The 24,597-nt window shown below is 54.6% G+C and carries 20 protein-coding genes; 10 read left to right on the top strand and 10 right to left on the bottom strand.

Features of this window, described 5'->3' with window-relative positions; all coding sequences use genetic code 11:
• The first annotated feature begins 3 nt into the window (after positions 1–3).
• On the top strand, positions 4–1,011 hold the full coding sequence (gene lsrB, locus AC6I8R_RS14215) for an autoinducer 2 ABC transporter substrate-binding protein LsrB (RefSeq protein ID WP_415174164.1): 1,008 nt from the start codon (positions 4–6) through the stop codon (positions 1,009–1,011).
• Between the two features lie 11 nt (positions 1,012–1,022).
• A complete protein-coding gene (gene lsrG, locus AC6I8R_RS14210; protein ID WP_415174165.1) occupies positions 1,023–1,316 on the top strand; it encodes a (4S)-4-hydroxy-5-phosphonooxypentane-2,3-dione isomerase in 294 nt (97 codons plus the stop codon).
• Between the two features lie 80 nt (positions 1,317–1,396).
• On the opposite strand, the gene ubiG is transcribed toward lsrG, so the two are convergent.
• Positions 1,397–2,122: a bifunctional 2-polyprenyl-6-hydroxyphenol methylase/3-demethylubiquinol 3-O-methyltransferase UbiG gene (ubiG, locus tag AC6I8R_RS14205; RefSeq protein ID WP_021185051.1), complete on the bottom strand. Its 726-nt coding sequence runs from the start codon at positions 2,120–2,122 to the stop codon at positions 1,397–1,399.
• A 177-nt stretch (positions 2,123–2,299) separates the two neighbouring features.
• Between ubiG and gyrA the strand changes: the two genes are divergently transcribed.
• Both gyrA and rcsC read left to right on the top strand, forming a co-directional pair.
• Complete coding sequence (gene gyrA, locus AC6I8R_RS14200; RefSeq protein WP_021185050.1) at positions 2,300–4,939, top strand: DNA topoisomerase (ATP-hydrolyzing) subunit A; 2,640 nt, start codon at positions 2,300–2,302, stop codon at positions 4,937–4,939.
• A gap of 149 nt (positions 4,940–5,088) precedes the next feature.
• A complete protein-coding gene (gene rcsC, locus AC6I8R_RS14195; protein ID WP_497832497.1) occupies positions 5,089–7,941 on the top strand; it encodes a two-component system sensor histidine kinase RcsC in 2,853 nt (950 codons plus the stop codon).
• Between the two features lie 94 nt (positions 7,942–8,035).
• On the opposite strand, the gene rcsB is transcribed toward rcsC, so the two are convergent.
• Genes rcsB through AC6I8R_RS14180 form a run of 3 tightly spaced genes read right to left on the bottom strand, consistent with a single transcriptional unit; the run spans position 8,036 to position 12,517 of the window.
• Positions 8,036–8,686 carry a response regulator transcription factor RcsB gene (rcsB, locus tag AC6I8R_RS14190; protein WP_013509853.1) on the bottom strand — a complete coding sequence of 217 codons (651 nt, stop codon included), beginning with the start codon at positions 8,684–8,686 and terminating at the stop codon, positions 8,036–8,038.
• A 1-nt stretch (position 8,687) separates the two neighbouring features.
• Complete coding sequence (gene rcsD, locus AC6I8R_RS14185; protein ID WP_497832764.1) at positions 8,688–11,339, bottom strand: phosphotransferase RcsD; 2,652 nt, start codon at positions 11,337–11,339, stop codon at positions 8,688–8,690.
• 23 nt (positions 11,340–11,362) lie between these two features.
• Complete coding sequence (locus AC6I8R_RS14180; RefSeq protein ID WP_021185047.1) at positions 11,363–12,517, bottom strand: MFS transporter; 1,155 nt, start codon at positions 12,515–12,517, stop codon at positions 11,363–11,365.
• Positions 12,518–13,569: 1,052 nt separating this feature from the next.
• Here AC6I8R_RS14180 and ompC point away from each other — a divergent pair.
• Positions 13,570–14,679 carry a porin OmpC gene (ompC, locus tag AC6I8R_RS14175; RefSeq protein WP_415174167.1) on the top strand — a complete coding sequence of 370 codons (1,110 nt, stop codon included), beginning with the start codon at positions 13,570–13,572 and terminating at the stop codon, positions 14,677–14,679.
• Between the two features lie 27 nt (positions 14,680–14,706).
• On the opposite strand, the gene AC6I8R_RS14170 is transcribed toward ompC, so the two are convergent.
• The gene (locus AC6I8R_RS14170; protein ID WP_497832496.1) at positions 14,707–15,270 is read right to left on the bottom strand and encodes a TetR/AcrR family transcriptional regulator; all 564 of its coding nucleotides are present in this window, start codon (positions 15,268–15,270) and stop codon (positions 14,707–14,709) included.
• Positions 15,271–15,361: 91 nt separating this feature from the next.
• Between AC6I8R_RS14170 and AC6I8R_RS14165 the strand changes: the two genes are divergently transcribed.
• Positions 15,362–15,817 (top strand): nuclear transport factor 2 family protein, encoded by a 456-nt coding sequence (locus AC6I8R_RS14165; RefSeq protein ID WP_415174202.1) that lies wholly within the window; start codon positions 15,362–15,364, stop codon positions 15,815–15,817.
• 6 nt (positions 15,818–15,823) lie between these two features.
• On the opposite strand, the gene AC6I8R_RS14160 is transcribed toward AC6I8R_RS14165, so the two are convergent.
• Entirely contained in the window at positions 15,824–15,979 is a 156-nt protein-coding gene (locus AC6I8R_RS14160) for a hypothetical protein (protein WP_415174169.1), read from the bottom strand.
• Positions 15,980–16,366: 387 nt separating this feature from the next.
• On the opposite strand from AC6I8R_RS14160, the gene apbE reads away from it, so the two are divergent.
• From apbE to AC6I8R_RS14145, 3 genes are all read left to right on the top strand, one after another.
• Positions 16,367–17,407, top strand: coding sequence for an FAD:protein FMN transferase ApbE (apbE, locus tag AC6I8R_RS14155; protein WP_415174170.1), 1,041 nt, complete (start codon positions 16,367–16,369; stop codon positions 17,405–17,407).
• Positions 17,408–17,418: 11 nt separating this feature from the next.
• The gene (alkB, locus tag AC6I8R_RS14150; protein ID WP_021185040.1) at positions 17,419–18,060 is read left to right on the top strand and encodes a DNA oxidative demethylase AlkB; all 642 of its coding nucleotides are present in this window, start codon (positions 17,419–17,421) and stop codon (positions 18,058–18,060) included.
• Between the two features lie 129 nt (positions 18,061–18,189).
• Complete coding sequence (locus AC6I8R_RS14145) at positions 18,190–19,842, top strand: multidrug ABC transporter permease/ATP-binding protein (RefSeq protein ID WP_415174172.1); 1,653 nt, start codon at positions 18,190–18,192, stop codon at positions 19,840–19,842.
• A 154-nt stretch (positions 19,843–19,996) separates the two neighbouring features.
• On the opposite strand, the gene AC6I8R_RS14140 is transcribed toward AC6I8R_RS14145, so the two are convergent.
• Both AC6I8R_RS14140 and AC6I8R_RS14135 read right to left on the bottom strand, forming a co-directional pair.
• The gene (locus tag AC6I8R_RS14140) at positions 19,997–20,722 is read right to left on the bottom strand and encodes a 4'-phosphopantetheinyl transferase family protein (RefSeq protein ID WP_497832495.1); all 726 of its coding nucleotides are present in this window, start codon (positions 20,720–20,722) and stop codon (positions 19,997–19,999) included.
• 74 nt (positions 20,723–20,796) lie between these two features.
• Positions 20,797–21,000: a hypothetical protein gene (locus AC6I8R_RS14135; protein WP_013509840.1), complete on the bottom strand. Its 204-nt coding sequence runs from the start codon at positions 20,998–21,000 to the stop codon at positions 20,797–20,799.
• Positions 21,001–21,214: 214 nt separating this feature from the next.
• On the opposite strand from AC6I8R_RS14135, the gene AC6I8R_RS14130 reads away from it, so the two are divergent.
• Positions 21,215–21,766: a GNAT family N-acetyltransferase gene (locus tag AC6I8R_RS14130; RefSeq protein ID WP_497832494.1), complete on the top strand. Its 552-nt coding sequence runs from the start codon at positions 21,215–21,217 to the stop codon at positions 21,764–21,766.
• Here AC6I8R_RS14130 and fhuB read toward each other — a convergent pair.
• Positions 21,761–23,737, bottom strand: a complete 1,977-nt coding sequence (gene fhuB / locus AC6I8R_RS14125; RefSeq protein WP_497832493.1) for a Fe(3+)-hydroxamate ABC transporter permease FhuB — start codon at positions 23,735–23,737, stop codon at positions 21,761–21,763. The genes AC6I8R_RS14130 and fhuB overlap by 6 nt on opposite strands.
• The gene (locus AC6I8R_RS14120; RefSeq protein ID WP_497832492.1) at positions 23,734–24,597 is read right to left on the bottom strand and encodes an ABC transporter substrate-binding protein; all 864 of its coding nucleotides are present in this window, start codon (positions 24,595–24,597) and stop codon (positions 23,734–23,736) included. The genes fhuB and AC6I8R_RS14120 overlap by 4 nt, the downstream gene beginning before the upstream one ends.

Raw genomic sequence — 24,597 nt, 5'->3', positions numbered from 1 at the left:
ATCATGAAAATGCAGCGTTTATCACTGGCGCTTTGCTGTGTGCTCGGCGTGAGCTTTAGCGTGCAGGCAGCCGAGCGAATCGCCTTTATCCCGAAACTGGTGGGCGTGGGCTATTTCACCAGCGGTGGCAAAGGGGCCACGGACGCGGGTAAGGCCCTCGGGGTAGATGTGACTTACGACGGCCCGACCGAACCCAGCGTCTCCGGCCAGGTTCAGATGATCAACAACTTCGTCAATCAGGGTTACAACGCCATTGTGGTGGCGGCCGTTTCACCGGACGGGCTGTGTCCGGCATTGAAACGCGCCATGCAACGTGGCGTGAAGGTGCTGACCTGGGATTCAGATACCAAACCGGAATGCCGCTCGATTTACATTAATCAGGGCACACCGACGCAATTGGGCGGCATGCTGGTGGATATGGCGGCCAGCCAGGTGAAGAAGGACAAAGCGAAGGTGGCGTTTTTCTACTCCAGCCCAACGGTGACGGACCAAAACCAGTGGGTTAAAGAAGCCAAAGCGAAGATTGCCAAAGATCATCCGAATTGGGAGATCGTCACCACGCAGTACGGTTATAACGATGCCACCAAATCGTTGCAAACCGCCGAGGGTATTCTGAAATCCTGGAACGATCTGGATGCGATTATCGCCCCGGATGCCAATGCGTTACCGGCAGCGGCGCAGGCGGCGGAAAACCTCGGGCGCAAGAATGTCACCATTGTCGGCTTCAGTACGCCGAACGTGATGCGGCCTTATGTCAAACGCGGTACGGTGCAACAGTTTGGCCTGTGGGACGTGGTGAAGCAGGGCAAAATCTCTATCGCGGTTGCCAACCAACTGCTGAAGGGCAACCTTAATCCGGGCGATACCCTGGAGGTGCCCGGCGTGGGGAAAGTGACAGTCTCAGACAACAGCGTGCAAGGCTACAATTATGAGGCCAAAGACAACGGCATCGTGCTGTTGCCGGAGCGGGTGGTATTTACCAAAGACAACATCGATAACTACGATTTTTAAGGAGCAGGCGAATGGAAGTCACTTTGGTTGAGATTAACGTCAAACCTGACTGTATCGACGAATTTCTACGGGTTTTTCGCGAAAATCATTTAGGCGCGGTGCAGGAGCCGGGCAACATGCGTTTTGATGTGTTGCAGGATAGCAACGTGCCGACGCGTTTTTTTATTTACGAAGCTTACGCCAATGAAGCGGCGGTGCTGGCGCATAAAAAAACACCGCACTATCTCGCCTGTGTTGAAGCGCTGGAGGCGCTGATGTCCGAGCCGAGAAAGAAAACGGTGTTTAACGGGATATTCCCGGAATAGTTTGTCTTACGCGCGATAAATCGCGCCGCTACAGGGCTGAGAACAAATTGTAGCGGCGCGATTCATCGCGCAAGGTGCCATTACATCTGACGATGCGTATGCACCATATAATTCACATCCACCCCGCGTCCCAGGCGGAACTGGTTGGTCAGCGGGTTGTAATGCAGACCAATCATCCCCTGTTCACGCAGCGGGGTTTCATCCACCCAGTTCAGCAACTCGGCTGGACGGATAAATTTCTTCACGTCATGGGTGCCGCGCGGCACCATGCGCATCACATATTCGGCACCGAACACCGCCAGCAGCCAGGCTTTGGGGTTGCGGTTAATGGTGGAGAAGAATACTTCGCCGCCTGGTTTCACCAGTTGCGCGCAGGCCAGTACCACCGAACGTGGGTCGGGCACATGCTCCAGCATCTCCATACAGGTGACGACATCATATGCACCGGCGTGACTGGCGGCGTGATCTTCCACCGTTTGCTGGACGTAATTGACGCTGACACCGCTTTCCAGCGCATGCAGACGCGCCACTTCCAGCGGTTCTGCCCCCATATCTAACCCGGTGACATCGGCACCTTCACGCGCCATGCTTTCTGCCAGAATGCCGCCGCCGCAGCCGACATCCAGCACCTTTTTGCCAAACAGGCCGTTGCTGTGCTGGGCAATCCAGCCAAGACGCAGGGGATTAATCCGGTGTAACGGCTTGAATTCACCCTCTAAATCCCACCAGCGCGATGCGACTGCCTCAAACTTGGCAATTTCGTTGTGATCGACGTTCTGGCGGCTTTCCTGCGGTTGTTCATTCATTGAATCATGACTCCAGACAAAATGTGGCTTCAGTATAAACGCTTAAGCGCGGCCTGCGCACCTCTCAGAACGAAGGAAAAGCCGCATTAAACCGCGCTTAACATTCACCCCATGTAAGCAATGTGATATACTTTCGCACCTTTGAATTCCGGGATTATGTAGAGGGATAGCGGCTCCATGAGCGACCTTGCGAGAGAAATTACACCGGTCAATATCGAAGAAGAGTTGAAAAACTCGTATCTCGATTACGCCATGTCGGTCATCGTTGGCCGAGCCTTACCCGATGTCCGTGACGGCCTGAAGCCGGTGCACCGCCGTGTGCTTTTTGCCATGAGCGAACTGGGTAACGACTGGAACAAAGCCTATAAAAAATCCGCCCGTGTGGTCGGTGACGTTATCGGTAAATATCACCCCCACGGTGATTCCGCCGTCTACGACACCATTGTCCGTATGGCGCAGCCGTTCTCCATGCGTTACATGCTGGTTGACGGTCAGGGTAACTTCGGCTCCATCGACGGCGACTCCGCCGCAGCTATGCGTTACACCGAAGTGCGTATGGCGAAGATTTCCCATGAGCTGCTGGCTGACCTGGAGAAAGAAACGGTCGACTTCGTGCCGAACTACGACGGCACCGAGCAGATCCCTGAAGTCCTGCCGACCAAAATTCCTAACCTGCTGGTGAACGGTTCGTCCGGTATCGCCGTAGGTATGGCGACCAACATTCCGCCGCACAACCTGACGGAAGTGATTAACGGCTGCCTCGCCTTTATCGACGATGAAAACATCAGCGTTGAAGGGCTGATGGAGTACATTCCGGGACCTGATTTCCCGACCGCCGCCATTATCAATGGTCGCCGTGGTATCGAAGAGGCTTACCGTACCGGTCGCGGCAAAATCTACATCCGCGCCCGTGGCGAAGTGGAAACCGATGCCAAAACCGGCCGCGAAACCATCATCATTCACGAAATTCCCTATCAGGTGAACAAAGCGCGCCTGATCGAGAAGATTGCCGAGCTGGTGAAAGAGAAGCGTGTTGAAGGCATCAGCGCGCTGCGTGATGAGTCTGACAAAGACGGCATGCGTATCGTCATCGAAATCAAACGCGATGCTGTGGGTGAAGTGGTTCTGAATAACCTCTACTCGCTGACGCAGTTGCAGGTTTCGTTCGGCATCAACATGGTGGCGCTGCATCAGGGCCAGCCGAAGATCATGACGCTGAAAGGGATTCTGGAATCCTTTGTCCGCCATCGTCGTGAAGTGGTGACACGTCGTACCATTTTCGAACTGCGTAAAGCGCGTGACCGTGCCCATATCCTTGAAGGTCTGGCGATTGCGCTGGCCAACATCGATCCGATTATCGAGCTGATCCGTCGCGCGCCGACCCCGGCAGAAGCGAAAGCCGGATTGATCGCTCAGGCGTGGGATCTCGGCAACGTGGCTGCCATGCTGGAGCGTGCTGGTGATGACGCGGCGCGTCCGGAGTGGCTGGAAGCAGAATTCGGTATCCGTGACGGTCAGTATTACCTGACGGAACAACAGGCTCAGGCGATTCTGGATCTGCGTTTGCAGAAACTGACCGGCCTGGAGCACGAGAAGCTGCTTGATGAATATAAAGAGCTGCTCGACCAAATCGCGGAATTGATCCACATCCTGCAAAGCGCTGAGCGCCTGATGGAAGTGATCCGCGAAGAACTGGTGGCGATGCGCGATCAGTTCGGTGACGAACGTCGTACCGAAATCACCGCCAACAGCGCCGATATCAACATCGAAGACCTGATCAATCAGGAAGATGTGGTAGTGACGCTGTCGCATCAGGGTTATGTCAAATACCAGCCGCTGTCGGACTATGAAGCCCAGCGTCGTGGCGGTAAAGGCAAATCCGCAGCCCGTATTAAAGAAGAAGACTTTATCGACCGTCTGCTGGTGGCTAACACCCACGACACCATTCTGTGCTTCTCCAGCCGTGGCCGTCTCTACTGGATGAAGGTCTATCAGTTGCCGGAAGCCAGCCGTGGCGCGCGTGGACGTCCAATCGTCAACCTGCTGCCGCTGGAAGCCAACGAGCGTATCACCGCCATTCTGCCGGTGCGTGAATACACCGAAGGCTTCAACATCTTTATGGCGACCGCTGACGGTACCGTGAAGAAAACGGCGTTGCAGGAGTTCAGCCGCCCACGTAGTGCCGGCATCATCGCCATCAACCTGCGTGAAGACGATGAGTTGATCGGTGTGGCGCTGACTAACGGTAGCGACGAAACCATGCTGTTCTCAGCCGCCGGTAAAGTGGTGCGCTTCGCCGAGTCGGCAGTGCGTGCAATGGGACGTTCTGCTTCGGGCGTTCGTGGTATCAAGCTGGCCGAAGGCGACAAAGTGGTGTCGCTGATTGTGCCGCGTGAAGAGGGCGCCATCCTTACTGTGACGCAGAACGGTTACGGTAAGCGTACTGCCAACAGCGAATACCCGACCAAATCCCGTGCCACGCAGGGTGTGATCTCGATTAAGGTCACCGAACGCAACGGACCGGTGGTCGGTGCGGTGCAGGTGGAAGACAGCGATCAGATTATGATGATCACCGATGCCGGTACCCTGGTGCGTACCCGCGTGTCGGAAGTCAGCGTGGTGGGTCGTAACACCCAGGGTGTGATTCTGATTCGTACCGCAGAAGATGAAAACGTGGTGGGTCTGCAACGCGTTGCTGAACCGGTGGAAGAAGAAGAACTGGATTCCATCGACGGCAGTGTGGCGGAAGGCGATGACGATATCACGCCGGAAGTCGATAACGACGATGACGCGCCAGATGCGGATGAAGAAGAGTAATTCGTAATCTTGAAAATCAACGGCAGGTCAGGGCAACCGACCTGCCGTTTCTTTTTCAGAGTTTTCGCCACCAAGAGCGCTTTGACTGGCTTTTAAGGGATGATAAAGCTAGTGTTTCGCCATGATTATTGCCGTGAGTTGAGCCTGTTTTGAAATATCTCGTCTCGTTTCGCACCACGCTGCGCATTTCACGCTACCTGTTTCGCGCGCTGGCGCTGTTGCTCTGGTCGCTGGGTGCGCTGCTGACCACTTTTTACATCATCAATGTGCTGCACGAGAAAGAGAACGCGGTTCGGCAGGAATTCGATATCAACTATGGCCAGGCGGAGTGGTATGTGCGCCATTCGGCGGATGTGATGCGTGAACTGAAATACATCACGGAAAATCGCCTGACCAGCAGCGCCAGCGGCCTCGATGTACTCAACGGCATCCCGACCAGTAAAGGTACGCTGCCGCAATTTACCCCGTTATTTTCCGACGGTGATTGCACCTCGATGAGCAGCACCTGGCGCAATTCTCTCGACTCACTCAGTTACTACATCAACTACTGGAAAAGTAACTTTGCTTCGGCCTATGAGCTGAACCGGGTGTTCTTTATCGGCGGAGAAAATCAGTGTCTGGCGGATTTCACCATCGGTAGCAATACGATGGATCGCGAACGCAGCCTGAAGATACTGCGCGAGCGTGTGCTGCACTATCGCAGCAGTAACGAAGACGAACGCCGTAATCCGATGTACTGGATCACCGAAAGCTCACAGCCTGGCGTTGGCAGCTTCTACATGGTGATGCCGGTCTATGTCGCCAACAAGCTTCAGGCGTTACTCGGGGTGGAACAAAATATCCGGCTCGATGAGTTTATTCAGCCAGGCGGCCTGCCGCTGGTGGCGACCATCACCGATGATAACTACCGCCCGCTGTTGAGCTCGCGTCGCGGGGGACCTGGCTACTCGCTCGACGATCTTCCGGATGACAAAACCTGGTTCGGCTATCTCGACGGCTACCGCCAACTGGTGCTGAAGAAACCGCTGCCGCCTTCTGACCTCAATGTGGTGTGGTCACTCTCCACCGATGTCCTGGTCGATCAGCTAAAACTGATGCTGATTAATGCGCTGTTGCTGAATATTTTCAGCGCACTGCTGCTGTTTACCCTCGCCTGGGTGTTTGAACGCCGGATGTTTTTACCGGCGGAAGACAATGCGCATCGGCTGGAGGAGCATGAGCAGTTCAACCGTAAAATTGTCGCCTCGGCGCCGGTTGGCATCTGTATTTTACGCACCAGCGACGGCACCAATATCCTGAGTAATGAACTGGCGCATAACTATCTGACATTGCTGACTCAGGAAGATCGACAGCGTCTGAACGAGATCATCGGCGGGCAGCAGGTGAACTTTGTTGACGTGCTGACTGGCAGTAACACCAACCTGCAAATCAGCTTTGTCCATTCACGCTACCGCAACGAAAACGTCGCCATTTGCGTGCTGGTGGATGTCTCAGCGCGTGTGCGCATGGAGCAGTCGTTGCAGGAAATGGCGCAGGCGGCGGAACAGGCCAGTGCATCGAAATCGATGTTCCTTGCCACCGTCAGCCATGAATTACGTACGCCGCTGTACGGCATCATCGGCAACCTTGATCTGTTGCAAACCAAAGCACTGCCGAAGGGGGTTGATTCGCTGGTCACGGCGATGAACAACTCCTCCAGTCTGCTGCTGAAAATTATCAGCGACATTCTCGACTTCTCGAAAATTGAGTCGGAACAGCTGAAAATCGAACCGCGTCCGTTCTCGCCGCGTGAAGTGATCAACCATATCGTCGGCAACTACCTCTCGCTGGTGGTTCGCAAGCGGTTGGCGTTGTATGTGTTTATCGAAAACGATGTACCGCTGGCGTTGGAGGGGGATCCGCTACGCCTGCAACAGGTGATCTCCAACCTGTTGAATAACGCCATCAAGTTCACACATACCGGTTGTATCATCCTGCATGCTTACCAGCACGAAGGGTATCTGGCATTCCGCGTGCGTGATACCGGTGTCGGAATTCCGGCCAAAGAGGTAACACGTTTGTTCGATCCGTTCTTCCAGGTCGGCAGTGGCGTGCAGCGTAACTTCCAGGGGACTGGCCTCGGACTGGCTATCTGCGAAAAATTGATCAACATGATGGACGGCGATATTGAGGTGGATTCCGAGCCAGGCATGGGCAGTCAATTTGTGGTGCGTATCCCGATTTACGCCGGACATCAGCCACCGCCACCGTTGCTGGAGGGGCTGGAGGAAAAAGCGATCTGGCTCGATTTGCGTAATGATTACCTCGCCAACTTCCTGCTGCGACTGCTGCAACAACAGGGGATGCAGGTAGCGCGCTATCAGGGCCGGGCAGGGAGCGATGATGTGATGATCAGCGATCATGATGATGCGCCAGGCCACAGCCTGCGAGCCCGCATTCGCATCAGCGGGGAACATATTGATATGCCGCAGGAAAGCGAGCCGGGATTATGGCTGCACAGTAGCGCCACGCTGCATGAATTGCCGGTGCTGCTGGGACGTATTTATCGCATTGCTATCGACAGCGAAACCTCCGCACCGCTGGCGTTGCCGGGGGCTGTGGCGGAACAGGCCAGCTATGAAGACATCATGGTGCTGATTGTCGATGACCATCCTATCAACCGTATGTTGTTGTCAGAACAGCTGGGTACGCTGGGCTATCAGGTGAAAACCGCGCAGGATGGCGTTGATGCCTTGAATGTACTGAGCCGTAACCATATCGATATCGTGTTAAGCGATGTGAATATGCCGAATATGGATGGTTATCGTCTGACGCAACGTCTACGTCAGTTGGGACATGCGTTCCCGGTGATTGGCGTCACGGCGAATGCGTTGGCTGAAGAGAAACAGCGTTGTATGGAGGCGGGGATGGATAATTGTCTGTCCAAACCGGTGACGCTGGATGTGCTGAAAACCACGCTGGCGATCTACTCAGAGCGGGTGCGGAAGACGCGGGAAGGCTGACCTTCATTCCCGATGCATAACGGCGCGATAAATCGCGCCGTTACGGGATAGTCTTATCAAGAACACGCGGTGCGTTAGCACCGCCTGCCAGGGATTACTCTTTATCGACCTGCGTGGCGCTGACCGAGGAGAGATAATTCAGCAGCGCGATATCGTTATCCACGCCCAGTTTCATCATCGCCGACTTCTTCTGGCTACTGATGGTTTTGATGCTGCGGTTCAGTTTCTTGGCAATCTCGGTGACCAGGAAGCCTTCAGCAAACAGACGCAAAACTTCGCTCTCTTTAGGTGACAGGCGCTTGTCGCCGTAACCACCCGCGCTGATTTTTTCCAGCAGCTTGGCGACGCTTTCCGGCGTGTACTTCTTGCCTTTTTGCAACGCGGCCAGTGCTTTGGGCAGGTCAGTTGGTGCACCCTGTTTCAGCACAATCCCTTCGATATCGAGATCCAGCACGGCACTCAGGATCGCCGGGTTATTGTTCATGGTCAGAACGATAATCGAGAGATCCGGATAGTGACGTTTGATGTATTTAATCAGGGTGATACCGTCGCCGTACTTCTCGCCAGGCATGGAGAGGTCAGTGATCAGGACATTGGCATCCAGTTTGGACAGGCTGTTAATCAGTGCTGTTGAGTCTTCAAACTCACCTACAACGTTGACCCATTCAATCTGTTCCAGAGATTTACGGATACCAAACAGAACAATTGGATGGTCATCGGCAATAATTACATTCAAGTTATTCATCTTATGGGTTACCTTGCTGCAGCAGTTGATTGACGTAAGTGTCAATGTCACTGGTGGTATTTTTAATGGTTGAATCTTCACATACTTTAATGTGCTGTTCTAACTCTTCACAAAGCTGTTTACCTGGAACCAGATTTAGCATGGCAAACACGCCTTTCAGGCGATGCGCTGTCTGAGCAAGCGAGGGGTAATCCTTCTCCGCCGCCTCAGTATACAGTCTCTTGACATCAGGCGGTACTGTCTCGGTAAACAGCTGAAAATAGCCTCCGCTTAGTAGCGGTGTGGCAGTCTCATCTTCGTTATTCTCCTCCATCAAATCATGGGCTAGTTGCTTCTCGATCAGCGCCAGTAGTGCATCCAACAGCGCATTGCTGAGATTAAAATTAACACGGAACTGCTGATCATTGAGTGCGTGGTGACCCATCTCGTCACCGGCCAGTAACAACGCCCAACCACTCAGTCGGGCCGGATCGTCAGTGACCAGCACATCATGTTCCTGCCCTGACAAACGCTCGTCAGAGGTCAGGCATTTCGCCCCCCAGTTCTCCAGGTGGCGGCAAACAATTTTGTGCACATCTTCCATCGCGATATCCACCAACACGCTGACGCCTTCCAGCAGTTTCTCTTCCTGCTCGGTTTGCTGCTCCAGCGCCAGCGGCAGTTGAATATTGTAACGCGTACCAATATCCGGTTTCGCCACAATCTCCAGGGTGCCGCCCATCTGCTTGCACAGCTGTTTACACAGGAAGAAGGCCATCCCCGATGCCTGACCAAAGCGGTCCTGGGTGGTATCGCCCAGGAACGGGAAATCGACATTGGACAACTCATCGACGGTCAGTCCCGAGCCGGTGTCCACCAGTTGCAGCAGGATACGGTCTGCTTTGCCTTCGCTGGCTTTGATCTCCAGCGAGATCTTGCCCCATTGCGTGGTGGTCAATGAGTAATGCATCAGGGTGGTCAGCACTTTTCGCAGTGCCCGACGATCGCCGAAGCGCATTTCATCATTGGCGAGGTGATTATTCACGACCAACGCCAGTCCTTTGCGGCGCAGCAGCGGCAGACTCTCCAGCGCGATCTCATCTAACAATTCTTGCAGGTTAAAACGGCTGGCATCCGGTGACCAGTCATGTGCTTCCAGACGATTAAGCAGCACGATGTCATCCACCAGACGTGCCAGGCCCTGGCTTTCGTCGAGCAGGTCAAGCACGCTTTCATCATCGTCACGCTGGCTGAGTTGCACCAGTTGCATCACCATACTTTCCAGTGGGCGATGTAGCGCATGGCCGAGGTTATGCATCAACTGCTGGCGCATCTGGTGGTTACGATCCAGTACCTGCTGGGCTTTTTGCAGCTTTTTGTTCACCAACAGTTCGCGATCCTGATCGCGCATCATAAACAGTTGGGTATGTGGCGACAGCACGCTGCGGGCATGGCGGATCTCATACACTTCGTTATTGATCGTGGCCTGTAACACACCCTGATGCTGATCTGACATATTGATGATTTTTTGCAGATTCAGATGCGGCAGCAGATGTTCGGCGATTTTGTTGCTGAGGAGCGTGCGGTTAGTCGCGAAGTCATACACCAGCAGTCCGACCGGCAGACTGGCGACAATCTCCTCATTCAACATGCGTAGCGAGTCCAGCTCAGCGCTTTGGTTCTCATTCGGGCGCAGTGACTGCTGGCGCAGCAGGGTGATCCCCGCAATCGACAGCAGGAACAGCACCAAATTGATCAGCAGCGGCCACAGCAGATTACGCAGGGTATCCAGCGCCAGACTGGTGAGCGGCACACGATAAACCAGCTGCAATGAGGTGCTGGGCAGCGAGGCGGCAATCTCCAGATTCGGGTTTACCAACGAAACATGCGTACTTTCGCTGGATTCGTCATCGGTGCTGCTGGTCTGAGTCGCGTCCTGACGCAACTGGAAATTCTCCAGCGGCATGCTGCGTGGAATAAGATCATTCACCGGTAAATCAAAAGCCACGACCGTCGCTAAATGGCCCGGCTGATTAAAGGTGGTGCGCAGAGTGAAGTAGTGATCGTTCTGCCAGGCGAAATGACGCAGGGGCGAAAAGCTTTCGCGCTCATCCAGCGCATTGGCCTGTTGCAGCATCTCAGCACGGCGACTGTCCACCAGGGAATTGATGGCGCTTTCTTTATACCGTGTCGCCATGTCTTTCAGCGGCAGGGTAGAGATCATGATCAGACTATTATCCTGACCATTGAGGAAATACATCGACCAGGTTGGATTCTCTGCGCCCCACAGGGTGTCGAGGTAGTTGGACATGCGCATGGTCATGTCCAGCGTGCTGCTATCGTGAGAACCAAAAATCAGCGCTTCGGTTTTACGGCGCGTTTTTTCCAGATAATAGACATCCGGGCGCAGACGGGTTTCCTGCAAACTGCTGTTCGGCGCAGAACCGGCCGCACTGGTCGCAAGGTTTTCATAGATCTGCCAGGTGGCGAAGCGATAGGCATCGATGCGTTTCTGCATGGCGCGGGCCAGATCGGTCATGGCGTAGCGTTTTTCTGTCACCCAGGCGTTGACGCTGTTGTGGACCATTGCGCCCAGCGCCAGAAAAAGCACCAGGTTGAACACCACAAAAAAGCGGGTCACATTGCCGGATGTCAGAGGGAATTTGTAAGGCAGCATAGCGTCTCAGGCACCTGAAATTATCGCGCAACCAGTCGGGCACTGGCAGCCACGGCCAGCAGCAGCAGGGCGATAAGCAGAAATGCGCCGCTCAGGCTGATCCACTGGGATATCAATCCGATCAAAGCCGGACCTGAAAGAATACCTGCATAGCCTAAGGTTGTCATGGCGGAAATCGCCAGATTTGACGGCATATCGTGTTGATTTCCTGCCGCATTGAACAACATTGGCACCGTATTGGCGAGGCCGAAGCCGACCAACAGAAATGCCAGCAGCGCCATTAACGGCCAGGGGATCAACACGGCAAGCGTCATCCCTGCGGCGGCAGCCAGCGCACCGCCCAGCATCACCGGGTAACGACCACAACGCTGAATAATCTTATCGCCAGTGAAACGCCCCAGCGTCATGGCGACAGAAAACACGGCGTAACCCAGTCCGGCCAGGCTGGTTGTCATCTCCGGGCTTTGTAACAACAGCAACGCACCCCAGTCGAGAACTGCCCCTTCCGCCAGAAACAGGATAAAGCACAGCAAGCCGAGAAACGCCACCCAGCCGCGCGGACGTACCAGCCAGGGTTGATCGGGTTGATGCAGGCGGGTGGTCATCATGCCGGGTTGGCTGCGCAGCAACAGCAACACCATCACCAGCATCACCACACCAACGGCAGCCAGCGGCGACAAACTTGCGCTCATCAGCAGACTCACCGTCCCGGCCCCCAGAATGCCTCCCAGGCTAAAGAAGGCGTGGAAGCCGGACATCATCGGACGGCGCGCAGCCTTTTCGACCTCAACCGCCTGATAGTTCATTGCCACGTCCAGCGTACCTAACCCGGCACCAAACAGCATCAACGTCAGCGCCATCAATAAAGTGTGGTGGGAGGTTGCCAGCAGCGGCAACATCGCCAGCACCAGCGCGGTGGAGCACAGCATCACCCGTTTACAGCCGAAGCGAGCCACCAGCTTGCCGGTGACCGGCATGGCGGCCAGAGAACCAATACCCAGGCACAGCAATAACGCGCCCAGCATACTGCCGGATAAATGCAGGCGGTCGCGGGCGAACGGCACCAGAGGAGCCCAGGCTGACATGCCAAGACCATTGATCAGGAAGACGGTGCGCGTTGACCAGTGCAGATGGCGTGCGTCTTGTGGCTGTTGTGCGGCGTCCAGTGCTGTCATGAGGTTATTATCTTTCTCTATATAAAAGGGCGATTTTAGCATCAACTCGCCGCAACAGCAGGTGCTGCGCGGGTTTAAAGACCCGTACCGTGCCATCGAAAATCAGGATTAAGAGGGCATATTACCGACTTTTACGACGCTGCATTTTTTTTCCAGAACTTTCCTGGAGTCGGGGGAGCGAGTTGATTGAACTTAACTCAAATTATCTAGCGTAGATTCAAAAGGTTAGCTGAAAAAGCGCAGGGTGGTCAGAAAGGAATTTGTGATATCCGTCACGAGTTGATGAGAAACTTGCCTGAGCGCTGCCCGTAAGTCCTGGTCGTGATATGGCAAGTTAATTTTGGCACTGATTATCTGTGGTGCCGAAGCCACTATAAATAAAAATGGCTATAAACGAATCATTACGGGTTAGTTTAACTCGCTGAATAAATACGAAGAAGTAATACGTAGACGTTAATATTGCAGCTTGCAACTGATTCTAATTAACTTTGTTACGGGCGGAAATTAACATCCCGCATTTTTAGTATATTATTGAACAAAATGTGCGGAATTAAGCAATTAATGTGATCTCAGGATTGCCTTAATTGTATCCAGTCAACTAAGTTTACGGAAAATGACAAATTGAAGTGAAGTGCGGATAAAAAAATGCCGGACAATCATGTCCGGCGGGAATTTAGGGTAAACATCTCATTCGGGGTGAATGAAGGTAATAATGAAATAAATGATGATAGCGGGGGTAATTGTATTCTCTGATGGCTGAAAAGTTTTATCATTCAGTGCTGAAAGGTGGTGTTGTTCATTTTATTGATTTTAAAGGATAAAAAATCGGTTTATCAATACGTGCTATATTTTTTACCGATGCGTGCTGATTATTAGTTCCCCTAAATTTACATTTAGAAATATCTATTTAATACAGTGAAACACTTTTGGAAATTTAGTATCATTTTCATGATAGATTATTGCCCGGTATAAAATAACAATGGATTGCCGGCTGATTTTTATTCGCTCAGCTCGCAGTGGCATAAATAAGGCACATTACAGAGGGTAATAAAATGAAACTTCGTGTTCTCTCCCTGATGATTCCTGCGCTTCTGGTAGCAGGCGCTGCAAATGCAGCGGAAATTTACAATAAAGATGGCAACAAATTAGACCTCTACGGCAAAGTTGACGGTTTGCACTATTTCTCCGACAACGACAGCAGTGACGGTGACCAGTCTTACTTGCGCTTCGGTTTTAAAGGTGAAACTCAGATCACCGACCAACTGACCGGTTATGGTCAGTGGGAGTACCAGGCTGCGCTGAACACCACTGAGTCACAAGGCACCGCTAACAGCTTTACCCGTGTTGGTTTTGCTGGTCTGAAATTCGGCGACGCCGGTTCATTCGACTATGGTCGTAACTACGGCGTGCTGTATGACATCGGTTCATGGACCGACGTCCTGCCAGAGTTTGGTGGTGACACCTACGGTGCGGACAACTTTATGTTCCAGCGTAGCAACGGCCTGGCGACCTACCGCAACAGCAACTTCTTTGGCCTGGTTGATGGCTGGAACTTTGCTGTGCAGTATCAGGGCAAAAACGATAACCCGACTGAATCTTCATCTGGCCGTGATGTACTGGGTGAGAACGGTGACGGTTACGGCCTGAGCACCACCTATGATATCGGTGCTGGCTTCGGTATCGGTGCCGCGATGATGTCGTCTGACCGTACCAACAACCAGAACGGCGGTTCTGCGGGTATCCTTGGTCGTGGCGATCGTGCTGATGCCTACACCGGTGGTCTGAAATATGACGCCAACAATATCTACCTGGCGGCGATGTACACCCGTTCCTTCAATGCTACCCGCTTCGGTTCCAGCGATGCCTCAGCTTATGGCTACGCCAACAAAGCGGATAACTGGGAATTGGTTGCACAGTACCAGTTCGACTTTGGTCTGCGTCCGTCCCTGGCCTTCATTTCCTCTCGTGGTTCTGACATCGAAGGTTATGGCAGCCAGAACCTGAAAAAATATATCGACGTAGGCGCGACCTACTACTTCAACAAAAACATGTCCACCTATGTTGACTACCAGATCAACCTGTTGGACGACAACAACTTCACCCAGGCCGCCGGTATCAACACCGACGACGTCGTAGCACTGGGCCTGGTTTACCAGTTCTAAGAAGTGTTGTGGAGCGTGGCCTCGTGGTCACGCTCCGGTTTTTAGCAGTGTACTCAATGCCGCGCGTAACATCCCGATCGTATCCAGTACCGCCTCACCCAGTTGCACCTGCACAATCGCGCCTTCCACCAGCAACACAATCTGACCGATCTTATCCCGCTGTTCAGCGCTAAGTTTCTGCCCGATCGCTGCCGCCATCTCTCTTTTATGGCCAATAATCAAAACATTGGCTTCTGGCAGGCTATCTCCCAGCTCTGCTGCGCTGTTGATAAAGGCACAGCCACGGAAATCCGCTTCATTAAACCAACTAAGCAGGGCGTCGGGCAGGGCGTCCACCAACTCTGGCTGCTGCGCCAGCGCTGTGCTAAAGGCGCTCATCCAACGTTGATGGCGCTGTTGCAGGAACGCCAGAATCAGCGCGTTTTTGGCTGGAAAGTGGCGGTAAAAAGTCACTTTGGTAACGCCTGCTTCAGCAATCACCTTATCAATGCCAGTGGCGCGGATGCCCTGCTGATAAAACAGACGTTGGGCGGTGTTGAGAATGCGATCGCGGGCGGAGGCCTGCGGATCGAAGATCAGGGGTGCGAGCATAATGTCACCGATAAAATGGAGTAGACAGAATTGTCTACATACGGCAGGATGAATCAAGTAGACAGATCTGTCTACGCACAAGGAGACGATGATGCTGATTCCCCCGTTTAATGAACAGAGCGCCATGCAAAAAGTCCGCATGGCAGAGGATGCCTGGAACAGTCGCGACGCGCAGCGGGTCGCACAGGTTTACAGTGAAGACACGCGCTGGCGCAATCGCAGCGAATTTGTCAATGGCCGATCCGAAGTGGTGGCGTTTTTACAACGCAAGTGGGCTAACGAGCTGGAGTATCGACTGATTAAAGAGTTATGGGCCTGGCATCATGACCGGCTGGCGGTGCGGTTTGCCTATGAATGGCGTGATGATAGCGGCAACTGGTTCCGCAGCTTTGGTAATGAGAACTGGCACTTTGGCGCAGATGGACTGATGATCACGCGCTACGCTTGCATCAACGATTTGCCGATTGCTGAATCTCAGCGTCTGTTCCACTGGCCATTGGGACGACGCCCGGACCAACATCCGGGCTTGAGTGAATTGGGTTTATAGCGGCGTTTATGGCATGGCACGCCATTTTTTGGCTTTGGGTGCCTGCTGTAATTGAGGCTGAGTCGGGGGCATACTGCCTTCCAGTGCCACTCCCGCCAGCGTGAATGCTGAGAAGCTCAGCCACTGTTGCCATTTATCCTGTTGAGTTTTTGCCTTTTCCATTTTACTGCCTCGCTGATATTCAACTCAGCGTCAACGATGCAGAATTCGTGCCACAGCACCGCTCTCAGCGCCACGCGCGCCATCCTGGCTTTGCTACACTGCGCCAGCGCTGAAGCGGTGCAACGCGGGTCTTTCTGGTGCAAAAATTTAACGCCCGCGCAGATGACGGTGGCGATAGTGTTGCCAGCATTTCAGGCTGCTGTAGAAAAACAGGCCAGCGGCCACGACAAGGATTGCATAGATCATCTGACGCTCCGGTCTTCGCGGTTGTGCAGGAACGGGTTATCCTGCGGTAGCCTGTCACCGACTTCAAGCGACTTTAGCCTGATTTACAAGCGAGTTATGCTTTGAAATAGACATTATTAAAGCGTTACAGATGAGGATTAGATGCGTTTTAAGAATATTCTGCTGACCTGTCTGGTTGTGGTCGGGGTAAGCGGTTGCGACCAAACCGCCAGCCGGGCAAGCCTGGTACTGGAAGGTAAAACCATGGGTACCGTATGGCGTGTCAGTGTTGCCGGTGTGGATGAACAACGCAAAGCAGCACTTCAGCAAGCGATACAGCAGCAGCTTGACCATGATGATGGTGAACTCTCCACCTGGAAAGCGGATTCGGTGTTGTCGCGCTTCAATCAGTATCAGGGCACAGATCCACAGCCGGTCAGTGCCGATATGGCGGATATTGTGACGGAGGCCTTGCGTATTGGACAAAAAACCGCAGGTGCTATGGATATCACCGTCGGACCACTGGTGAATTTGTGGGGGTTTGGTCCGACTAAGCAACCGGCGCATACGCCGTCAGACGCCGCAATCGCAGCAGCGAAAGCGCTCACGGGTTTGCAACATCTGCTTGTGATTCAGGCGGTTAACGGCCAGTGGCTGCAAAAAGATCTGCCGGGTTTGTATGTTGACCTGTCCACTATGGGCGAGGGTTACGCTACCGATCATCTGGCGCGCCTGATGGAGCAGCAAGGGATCACCGATTATCTGGTATCGGTAGGCGGCGCGGTGCTGAGTCGGGGTCACAATGCACAAAACCAGCCGTGGCGGGTGGCGATCCAGAAACCCACCGATCGTGAAAATGCGGTGGAGGCGCGGGTCGATTTACAAGGCCACGGTATCAGCACCTCCGGCAGTTATCGCAACTATTATGAACTGGATGGTAAACGTATTTCTCATGTTATCGATCCCAGTACCGGTCGACCGATTGAGCATAAACTGGTGTCGGCAACGGTGATTGCCACCACTGCGTTGGAGGCCGATGGCTGGGATACCGGCTTGATGGTGCTGGGCACTGAACGCGCGAAAGCGCTGGCGCTAAAGGAGCACCTGGCGGTGTATCTGATCACCAAGCAGGGCGATGGTTTTACTCACTGGATGTCGCCCCAATTTAAATCCTTCCTGATTTCCGTGGATGACCACCCATAACGGAGGCGCAGATGCTGGATCTGTTTAGTGAAGAAGCGCCGTGGCAGGAGCCGCTGGCAGAAGGGGCGGTGATTCTGCGTCGCCGCGCGCGTGATCAGGCGGATGCGCTGCTGGCGGAAATATATGCTATCGCCGCGCAGAATCCGTTTGCCCATCGTATTACCCCCGGTGGACACCGTATGTCGGTGGCGATGACCAATTGCGGTGATTTAGGCTGGTCAAGCGACTCGCGTGGTTATCAATATACCGAGCAGGACAACCATAGCGGCCACAAATGGCCGCCAATGCCCTCCCTGTTCCGCGAGCTGGCGCAACAGACGGCGCAGGAGGCGGGATTCAGTGGTTTCAATCCTGATGCATGCCTGATCAACCGTTATGAACCGGGGGCAAAACTAACGTTGCATCAGGATAAAGATGAGAAGGATTTGCGACAGCCGATCGTGTCCGTGTCGCTCGGGTTGCCTGCCGTTTTCCAGTTCGGTGGTTTTGAGCGCGGCGATGCCACGCAACGTGTACTGCTGGAGCATGGCGATATCGTGGTGTGGGGCGGTCCGTCGCGCCTGCGTTATCACGGCATCCTGCCGCTCAAGCCCGGCGTTCATCCGCAGGCGGGCGCCTTCCGCTACAACCTCACATTCCGCCGTGCGCATTAATTCGTAGTGACGCGATTTATCGCGCTACTACGGACCTGGCAGAGGCAAGGGTGGGTTGAGAATTATTCTTGCTATCATTTGACGCCCCATTAAACTGCTAGCTGCTTTTTAACTTGCTGGAACCTTTTAATGGCTCTGCTTCAGGTTGTTTATCGCCAGTTCCGCTGGCCTTTTATTGGCGTCATCCTTCTTACTTTACTCAGCGCCGCGCTTGGCATCGGCATGATCGCCTGGATCAATAGCGAGCTGATCACGGCAGTGAATACCTCGGTTGGTGTATTGCCAGAATTCCTCCTGCAACTATTTTTGCTGATGGCGGTGACGCTGGGCTCACAGCTTTCGTTAACGTTGCTCGGGCATCAGTTTGTCTGGCGTCTGCGTGGGGAGTTTATCAAACGTATTCTCGACACCCGCGTGGAGCGTCTTGAACAGATCGGCAACGCACAACTGTTGGCCGGGCTGACCAGTGATGTGCGCGCGATTACTATCGCCTTTGTGCGCCTGCCTGAACTGATTCAGGGCATCATTATTACCCTCGGTTCTGCGCTGTATATGGCGTGGCTCTCACCCAAAATGCTGCTGGTAACGTCAGTGTGGTTGGTGGTGACTCTGGTTGGCGGCTGGCTGCTGGTGTCACGCGTATATCAGCATATGGCGAAGTTACGTGAGGTGGAGGATGACCTGTATCGCGACTATCAAACCATCATTGAAGGACGTAAAGAGCTACAGCTGAACCGCCAACGCGCGCAATTGATTTACGACAACGTCTATCAGGAAAATGCCAACAGCTATCGTCACCATATTGTGCGTGCCGATACATTCCACCTGAGCGCGGTGAACTGGTCAAACATTATGATGCTTGGCGCGATTGGCATCGTGTTCTGGATGGCTAACGGTCTTGGCTGGGCCAATACCGCCGTGGCCGCCACCTATTCATTGACGTTGCTTTTCCTGCGCACGCCGCTGCTGGCGGCAGTGGGGGCGTTGCCGACCTTGCTCAGCGCGCAGGTGGCGTTCCGCAAACTCCATACCTTTGACCTCGCCCCCTATGAGGCGGAATTTAAAAACTTGCCTGCGATTGGTGACTGGCAAACGCTGGAACTGCGCGATGTGCGCTTCCATTATGGCGAACATGGCTTCGAAGTGGGGCCGATTAACCTGACTTTACGACGTGGCGAGCTGGTGTTTCTGATTGGGGGTAACGGCAGTGGTAAATCGACGCTGGCAATGCTGCTCACCGGCCTGTACCAGCCTCAATCTGGCGCGCTGTTGCTGGATGGTAAGGTGGTTGACTGGCATAACCTGGATGCGTATCGCCAGCACTTCTCCGCGGTATTCACAGATGTGCATCTGTTTGATCGCCTGATCAACCGGGCAGGCAAGCCCGCTAATCCGGCATTGGTGCAGCAGTGGCTGGAACGCCTGAAAATGCAGGATAAATTGAAGCTGGCAGGCAACAAGGTGTTGAACCTGCAACTGTCGAAAGGGCAGAGCAAGCGTCTGGCGCTGCTGTTGGCCGCAGCCGAGGAGCGTGACATCCTGCTGCTTGATGAATGGGCAGCCGATCAGGACCCGCACTTCCGTCGTATCTTCTATCGTGAATTGCTGCCGTGGTTACAGGAGTCGGGCAAGACGGTGTTCGCCATCAGCCATGACGATCACTACTTTATCCATGCTGACCGCCTGCTGGAAATGCGTGATGGCAAACTGAGTGAACTGACCGGCAGAGAACGTGAAATGGCGACGCTCGATGCGGTAAAGCGTACCGATACCGGCCATTAACGCCAACTGGCAAAGCTTAGCGGAAAGGGTTATTGGTCAGCGGAGGCGGAGCGCGCTAAGTTAACCACCAGCAGAGACTTCGGTTTCTGCCTCCCTGGAACATTTTCTGTCGTCTTGTGTTGTTACCGGCTCTGGAGGGTTCTGAGCCGGTTTTTTATTGCCCGGCAAGCGGGTGAGTCACCAGCGTGATAATGCGTTGCGCTTCACAACAAAAACGCGCCTGCAAAGCAACGTCCTGATCAAATCCATTACCAAAATCGGCGGTTAAGCGCAGTACGGCGCTACCGGTGGTCAGATCGGCCTCGCACAGTGCGGCCTGCAAGAAATCCATTGGCTGATGTAACTGCGGCCACAGCGCTTTGTAAAGACTCTCCTTCAGGGAAAACAGCAGCGTCGCCCCCTGGGCAAAAGGAAGCGCCAGTTGTTCCAGCAACTGGCGTTCCTGGGTGTTCATCAGCATTTCTGCCGTTTCCCGGGCAGTATCGTTGCTCATCACCTGTTCCACATCCACCCCGACACACAGCGGCTCTCGCGTGGCCGCCATCACCACCTGATTATGGCTGTGCGACAGCGAAGCCTGAATGCCAGCAGGCCAGCAGGGGGAACGATCCGCCGCATTACGCAGCACGAAGTCCTCCACGCCCAATTGCAGCAACACTTCACGCGCCAGCCAGCGGCTGGCGAGGTGTTCCGACTTACGTTTGACCACAGCGTTTGCCAGCGCGGCGGGTAGGGGGAGTTGCCAGCGCTGATGCAGATCGGCCTGCCAGTGCTGTTGCTCGAATTGACACCCGGCCAGCAGCAGAGATCCAGACGTTAAACCGGCAGCAGTGAAAAAAGGTGAATCTGGGAGAGCAAGCGGTGAGGAGAAGGTAAACATAGAGAATCACGGCTGACGGAAAAAGCTATTTAATCAGTCAGCCGGAGAGAGGGCAAGCTCAGCGCTCACCGTCTTTAGTCATTGGGGGGAATGGCAAAACTCTTGATCGATACCACAAAATGCTGATGGCCTTTGCTGATGCGCGCTCCGCGATCGCACCAGCGAGACGCCAGGCGGAAGAAATCGTCGCTACCGATATCGTAAGCCAGTTCGACTTTGCTGATACCGGAGTGCAGGAGTTCTTCAGCGTCCTGCAGGTTTTTTGCTTTGATGACCATATCGGTTTTCCATCGAAAAACAGGAAGCTATAAGGTAGGGGATGTCTGTGACAGTTTTGTTTCAGTCAGATGAATTGCTGTCACAATCTGCCAAAAGTGTGATCCTGGTCCATATTGATTGCTTACGGTAACTGACTGATGTTTTGGGTAAAAACATTGTTAAAACTGATTTTTTTCTGATAAAGCTTAAGCAGTTCCCCAACAGGAGGTTGAGATGACAGTACCCCGGCTTACTACCCCGCGTTTGCTACTTGAACCCTTACAAAGCGACGATGCTATCCAGATACAACAGGTTTTTCCGCGCTGGGAAATTGTGCGTCATTTAACCAATGCGGTGCCCTGGCCCTATCCGTCGGACGGCGCCCGTTTTTTCGTTGATCAGGTCGCGTTACCGGCTATGGTCGCGGGACAGGCATGGCACTGGAGCTTGCGTCATCGCTCGGATGCGGATCGGCTAATCGGCCTGATCTCGTTACGCGCAGGTGATGAAGATAACCGTGGTTTCTGGCTGGTACCGGAGTGGCAGGGGCAAGGATTGATGAGTGAAGCCTGTACTCTGGTGACGGATTTCTGGTTTCAGACCCTGCAACAACCCCGTTTACGCGTGCCAAAAGCGATGGATAACCAGGCGTCACGACGGATCTCGGAACGCAGCGGGATGCGACTGATTGAAACCTTCAGCAAAGCCTTTGTTGGTGGAGAAATGCTGGCGGGCAATTGGGAAATCACGCGCGAGGAATGGCTGGCGCAACGCCCGTCGTTATGAGCGACTCTCGCGGCGGGTGAATAACCACATCATGTAGGGGGCACCGAGCAAGGTAGCAACCAGCCCTGCCGGAAGTTCCTGTGGTGCCAGCAGGTTGCGCCCGATCCAGTCGGCCACCACCATCATCAGTGCACCGCAGGGAATGGCCAGCAGTAACTGCTGGCCGGGGCGACGGGCACCCAGCAGGCGGGCAATATGCGGGGCGGTCAGACCAATAAAGGATATCGGACCGACGGTAAGCGTAGCCCCTGCTGTCAACATGGCGATCAAACCCAGCGTGAGCAGACGTGTTTGCGCCAGCGCGATACCCACCGCACTGGCACAGGTGGGGCCGAGCGGCAGAATCATCATCCAGCGACGGAACAACCCCGTCAGCACGCTGAGCGTCAACGCCAGCAGTAGCGCGGTTACGGCATCGCCAGGCATGATGGTGTAGGTTGAACCAGAGAGCCAACTCAACAATGTCACGGCACGTTCGTCTCCGGAGGCGATGATGGTTGCCACCAGGGCCTGGAACAGCGCGCTGATGGCGACGCCGACCAACAGCACGCGATCGGCTGCGAAATGGTGACGACGCGAGAAAGACAAAATCATCAGTAGCGCCAGCAGTGCCCCGACGCTGGTAACGGCAAAACGCAAACTGTGCGACACCTCGCCGGTCACCAGGGTTAATGCCAGCATTCCCAACGCCGCCCCGGCACTGACCCCCATCATCTCCGGGCTGGCCAGCCGATTACCACTAAAGCGTTGTAGCAGCACCCCTGCCGCAGCCAGCATCATCCCGGCGGCACAAGCCGCCAGGGAGCGTGGCCAGCGCCAGGGCAGCAGTGGCGACAGCGGGGACAGTGACGCCATGCTCCAGCCGTTGGGCGCGCGGCCAAAAACCAGCGAGAGCAGGAGAGTCAGCACCAGTAACAGAAACAGCGTTAGGCTAAGCAGATACAATCGACCATCCGCAACCTGTGCCCCCTCAACGGCAGCATTAACCGAGCTGAACGGTACTGACGGGGTGCGCATTCTGAGCAGCAACCAGAGGATTAGCGGTGCGCCAAACAGCGCGGTCGCGGCACCGGTTGGCACCAGTTCCCCCAATGCGTTGGCGAACGGTTGCACTGCCTGATCGGTGGCCCACAGTAATAGCGCGCCACATATCGGGGCCAGCAGTAATCGCTGTGCCAGACGGCGGGCACCGAGTAACTGTGCCAGCGCCGGCGCAGCCAACCCGACAAAGCCAATCACTCCCACGGCACTGACTACTGCGGCGGTCAGCAGGACTGCCAGCGAAAATCCGACCAGCCGCGCGTAGCGACTGGGCAAGCCGAGACTGCTGGCGTGCATATCTCCTAACCCCAGCAGTTGCAACGGACGACATAACATCAGCGCCAGCAGCCAGCCGACCAACAATTGTCCACCGAGCAAACGGACATTGCCCCAGCCCTGCTGCACCAGTGAGCCAGCCCCCCAGATAAATAAACTGTGCAAATACGGGGCGTATAACAATTGCAGCACCGTGATTAACGAGCCACAGAATAAACTCACCACCAGCCCGGCAATGGCGACCCTGGAGGGTTCCAGCCCACGCGAGGCCGCAAGCGTCAGTACCAGCACGGCAGCGATAAGCGCACCGGCGAGGGTGATCCAGGAACTGGCTGCCAGCCAGTGCGGGAGAAATACGGTGGTCAACGACAGGGCAAGTTGTGCCCCGGCGGCAACGCCAAGTGTCATTGGCTCAGCCAGTGGATTGCGCAGCGTTTGCTGAAACAGTAAGCCTGCCAGCCCCAGCGCGGCACCGCATAACAGGCTGATTGCCAGACGAGGCAGCCAGCTCTGCAATACCAACAACCGGTGAATATCAGGGTTCGCCGTCCAGGGGAGCAACGCGCGCCACTGCGCTGCGGGTAACAATTGTGTCAGGTTGTGCAGGCTCAGTAGCACAGCCAACAATAACGCGATAGCTGACCCGCGCTTCATGCTGCCAGCACCGCGGATAACTGTTGGGCAAAACGAATCGCAGAAGGCAGCATGCCAAAGCCCCAAAACGCCGGTAATGCTGCGCTATGGCCGGCCTGTACCGCAGGCAAAGCCTGCCATAGCGCATTGTCTGTCAGGCCGTGCGTCATATTGGTGGGTAACGGGGTAAAATAAAGGATCCGCGCGTCATCCCTCACCGCCAGACTATCCAGCCCGGTGACGCTAATCCCCCAGTAATCGGTCGTCTGGTGCCAGCCGTTAGTAAGCCCTAAAGCATCCAGCACATCCTGAAACAGGCTGTGTTGACCATAGATACCGATATGGCGCGCATCGAAAAAGCGGATCAGGAACAGGGGGATGTCTGGTTGTCGCGACTGGGTCACTGGCTGCAACGCGTTTTCCGCCTCAGCGATTAACCGTGCCGCCGCAACCTGTTGCTGACACAATTCACCCAGTTGATGGGTTGCCGTAATGGCGTGTTGATACGGAGTGCCACTGTCGCTGTATATGGCAAAGGCGCGTACCGGTGCGATACGCTCCAGCATTGCGCGCTGTGACTCCTGGCTGGAGTTGATCAGGATATAGTCCGGTGCCAGTTGTTGTAGCCACTCCAGATTGGGTGCCAGGCGCAATCCAACATCGGGAACCTGTGCCGGGATTACCGGGGTCACCACATTGTCGTGGTAACCCGCGATCTCGGCGACGCCAACCGGGACCACCCCGATGGCCAGCAGCGTTTCCACCAGTCCCCAGTCGAGTACCACTAAACGGGGAGCGGGCAGAGAAGACGCACCAACCCGACACGCCATACCCGCTAGCGGGAGCAAGGCGATCGTTTGCAGAAAAGTGCGTCTTCTCAT

The sequence above is a fragment of the Pantoea sp. X-Soil-OKNW-713 genome, from assembly GCF_059730685.1.
Note: the sequence above shows the minus strand (reverse complement) of the source record. Positions and strands in the feature narration are given on the sequence as shown.

What these genes read in the sequence shown, in the direction of transcription:
- lsrB (WP_415174164.1), top strand. Translation starts at nt 4, where the DNA reads ATGAAAATGCAGCGTTTATCACTGGCGCTTTGCTGTGTGCTCGGCGTG.
- lsrG (WP_415174165.1), top strand. Translation starts at nt 1,023, where the DNA reads ATGGAAGTCACTTTGGTTGAGATTAACGTCAAACCTGACTGTATCGAC.
- ubiG (WP_021185051.1), bottom strand. Translation starts at nt 2,122, where the DNA reads ATGAATGAACAACCGCAGGAAAGCCGCCAGAACGTCGATCACAACGAA.
- gyrA (WP_021185050.1), top strand. Translation starts at nt 2,300, where the DNA reads ATGAGCGACCTTGCGAGAGAAATTACACCGGTCAATATCGAAGAAGAG.
- rcsB (WP_013509853.1), bottom strand. Translation starts at nt 8,686, where the DNA reads ATGAATAACTTGAATGTAATTATTGCCGATGACCATCCAATTGTTCTG.
- AC6I8R_RS14180 (WP_021185047.1), bottom strand. Translation starts at nt 12,517, where the DNA reads ATGACAGCACTGGACGCCGCACAACAGCCACAAGACGCACGCCATCTG.
- ompC (WP_415174167.1), top strand. Translation starts at nt 13,570, where the DNA reads ATGAAACTTCGTGTTCTCTCCCTGATGATTCCTGCGCTTCTGGTAGCA.
- AC6I8R_RS14170 (WP_497832496.1), bottom strand. Translation starts at nt 15,270, where the DNA reads ATGCTCGCACCCCTGATCTTCGATCCGCAGGCCTCCGCCCGCGATCGC.
- AC6I8R_RS14165 (WP_415174202.1), top strand. Translation starts at nt 15,362, where the DNA reads ATGCTGATTCCCCCGTTTAATGAACAGAGCGCCATGCAAAAAGTCCGC.
- AC6I8R_RS14160 (WP_415174169.1), bottom strand. Translation starts at nt 15,979, where the DNA reads ATGGAAAAGGCAAAAACTCAACAGGATAAATGGCAACAGTGGCTGAGC.
- apbE (WP_415174170.1), top strand. Translation starts at nt 16,367, where the DNA reads ATGCGTTTTAAGAATATTCTGCTGACCTGTCTGGTTGTGGTCGGGGTA.
- alkB (WP_021185040.1), top strand. Translation starts at nt 17,419, where the DNA reads ATGCTGGATCTGTTTAGTGAAGAAGCGCCGTGGCAGGAGCCGCTGGCA.
- AC6I8R_RS14145 (WP_415174172.1), top strand. Translation starts at nt 18,190, where the DNA reads ATGGCTCTGCTTCAGGTTGTTTATCGCCAGTTCCGCTGGCCTTTTATT.
- AC6I8R_RS14140 (WP_497832495.1), bottom strand. Translation starts at nt 20,722, where the DNA reads ATGTTTACCTTCTCCTCACCGCTTGCTCTCCCAGATTCACCTTTTTTC.
- AC6I8R_RS14135 (WP_013509840.1), bottom strand. Translation starts at nt 21,000, where the DNA reads ATGGTCATCAAAGCAAAAAACCTGCAGGACGCTGAAGAACTCCTGCAC.
- AC6I8R_RS14130 (WP_497832494.1), top strand. Translation starts at nt 21,215, where the DNA reads ATGACAGTACCCCGGCTTACTACCCCGCGTTTGCTACTTGAACCCTTA.
- fhuB (WP_497832493.1), bottom strand. Translation starts at nt 23,737, where the DNA reads ATGAAGCGCGGGTCAGCTATCGCGTTATTGTTGGCTGTGCTACTGAGC.
- AC6I8R_RS14120 (WP_497832492.1), bottom strand. Translation starts at nt 24,597, where the DNA reads ATGAGAAGACGCACTTTTCTGCAAACGATCGCCTTGCTCCCGCTAGCG.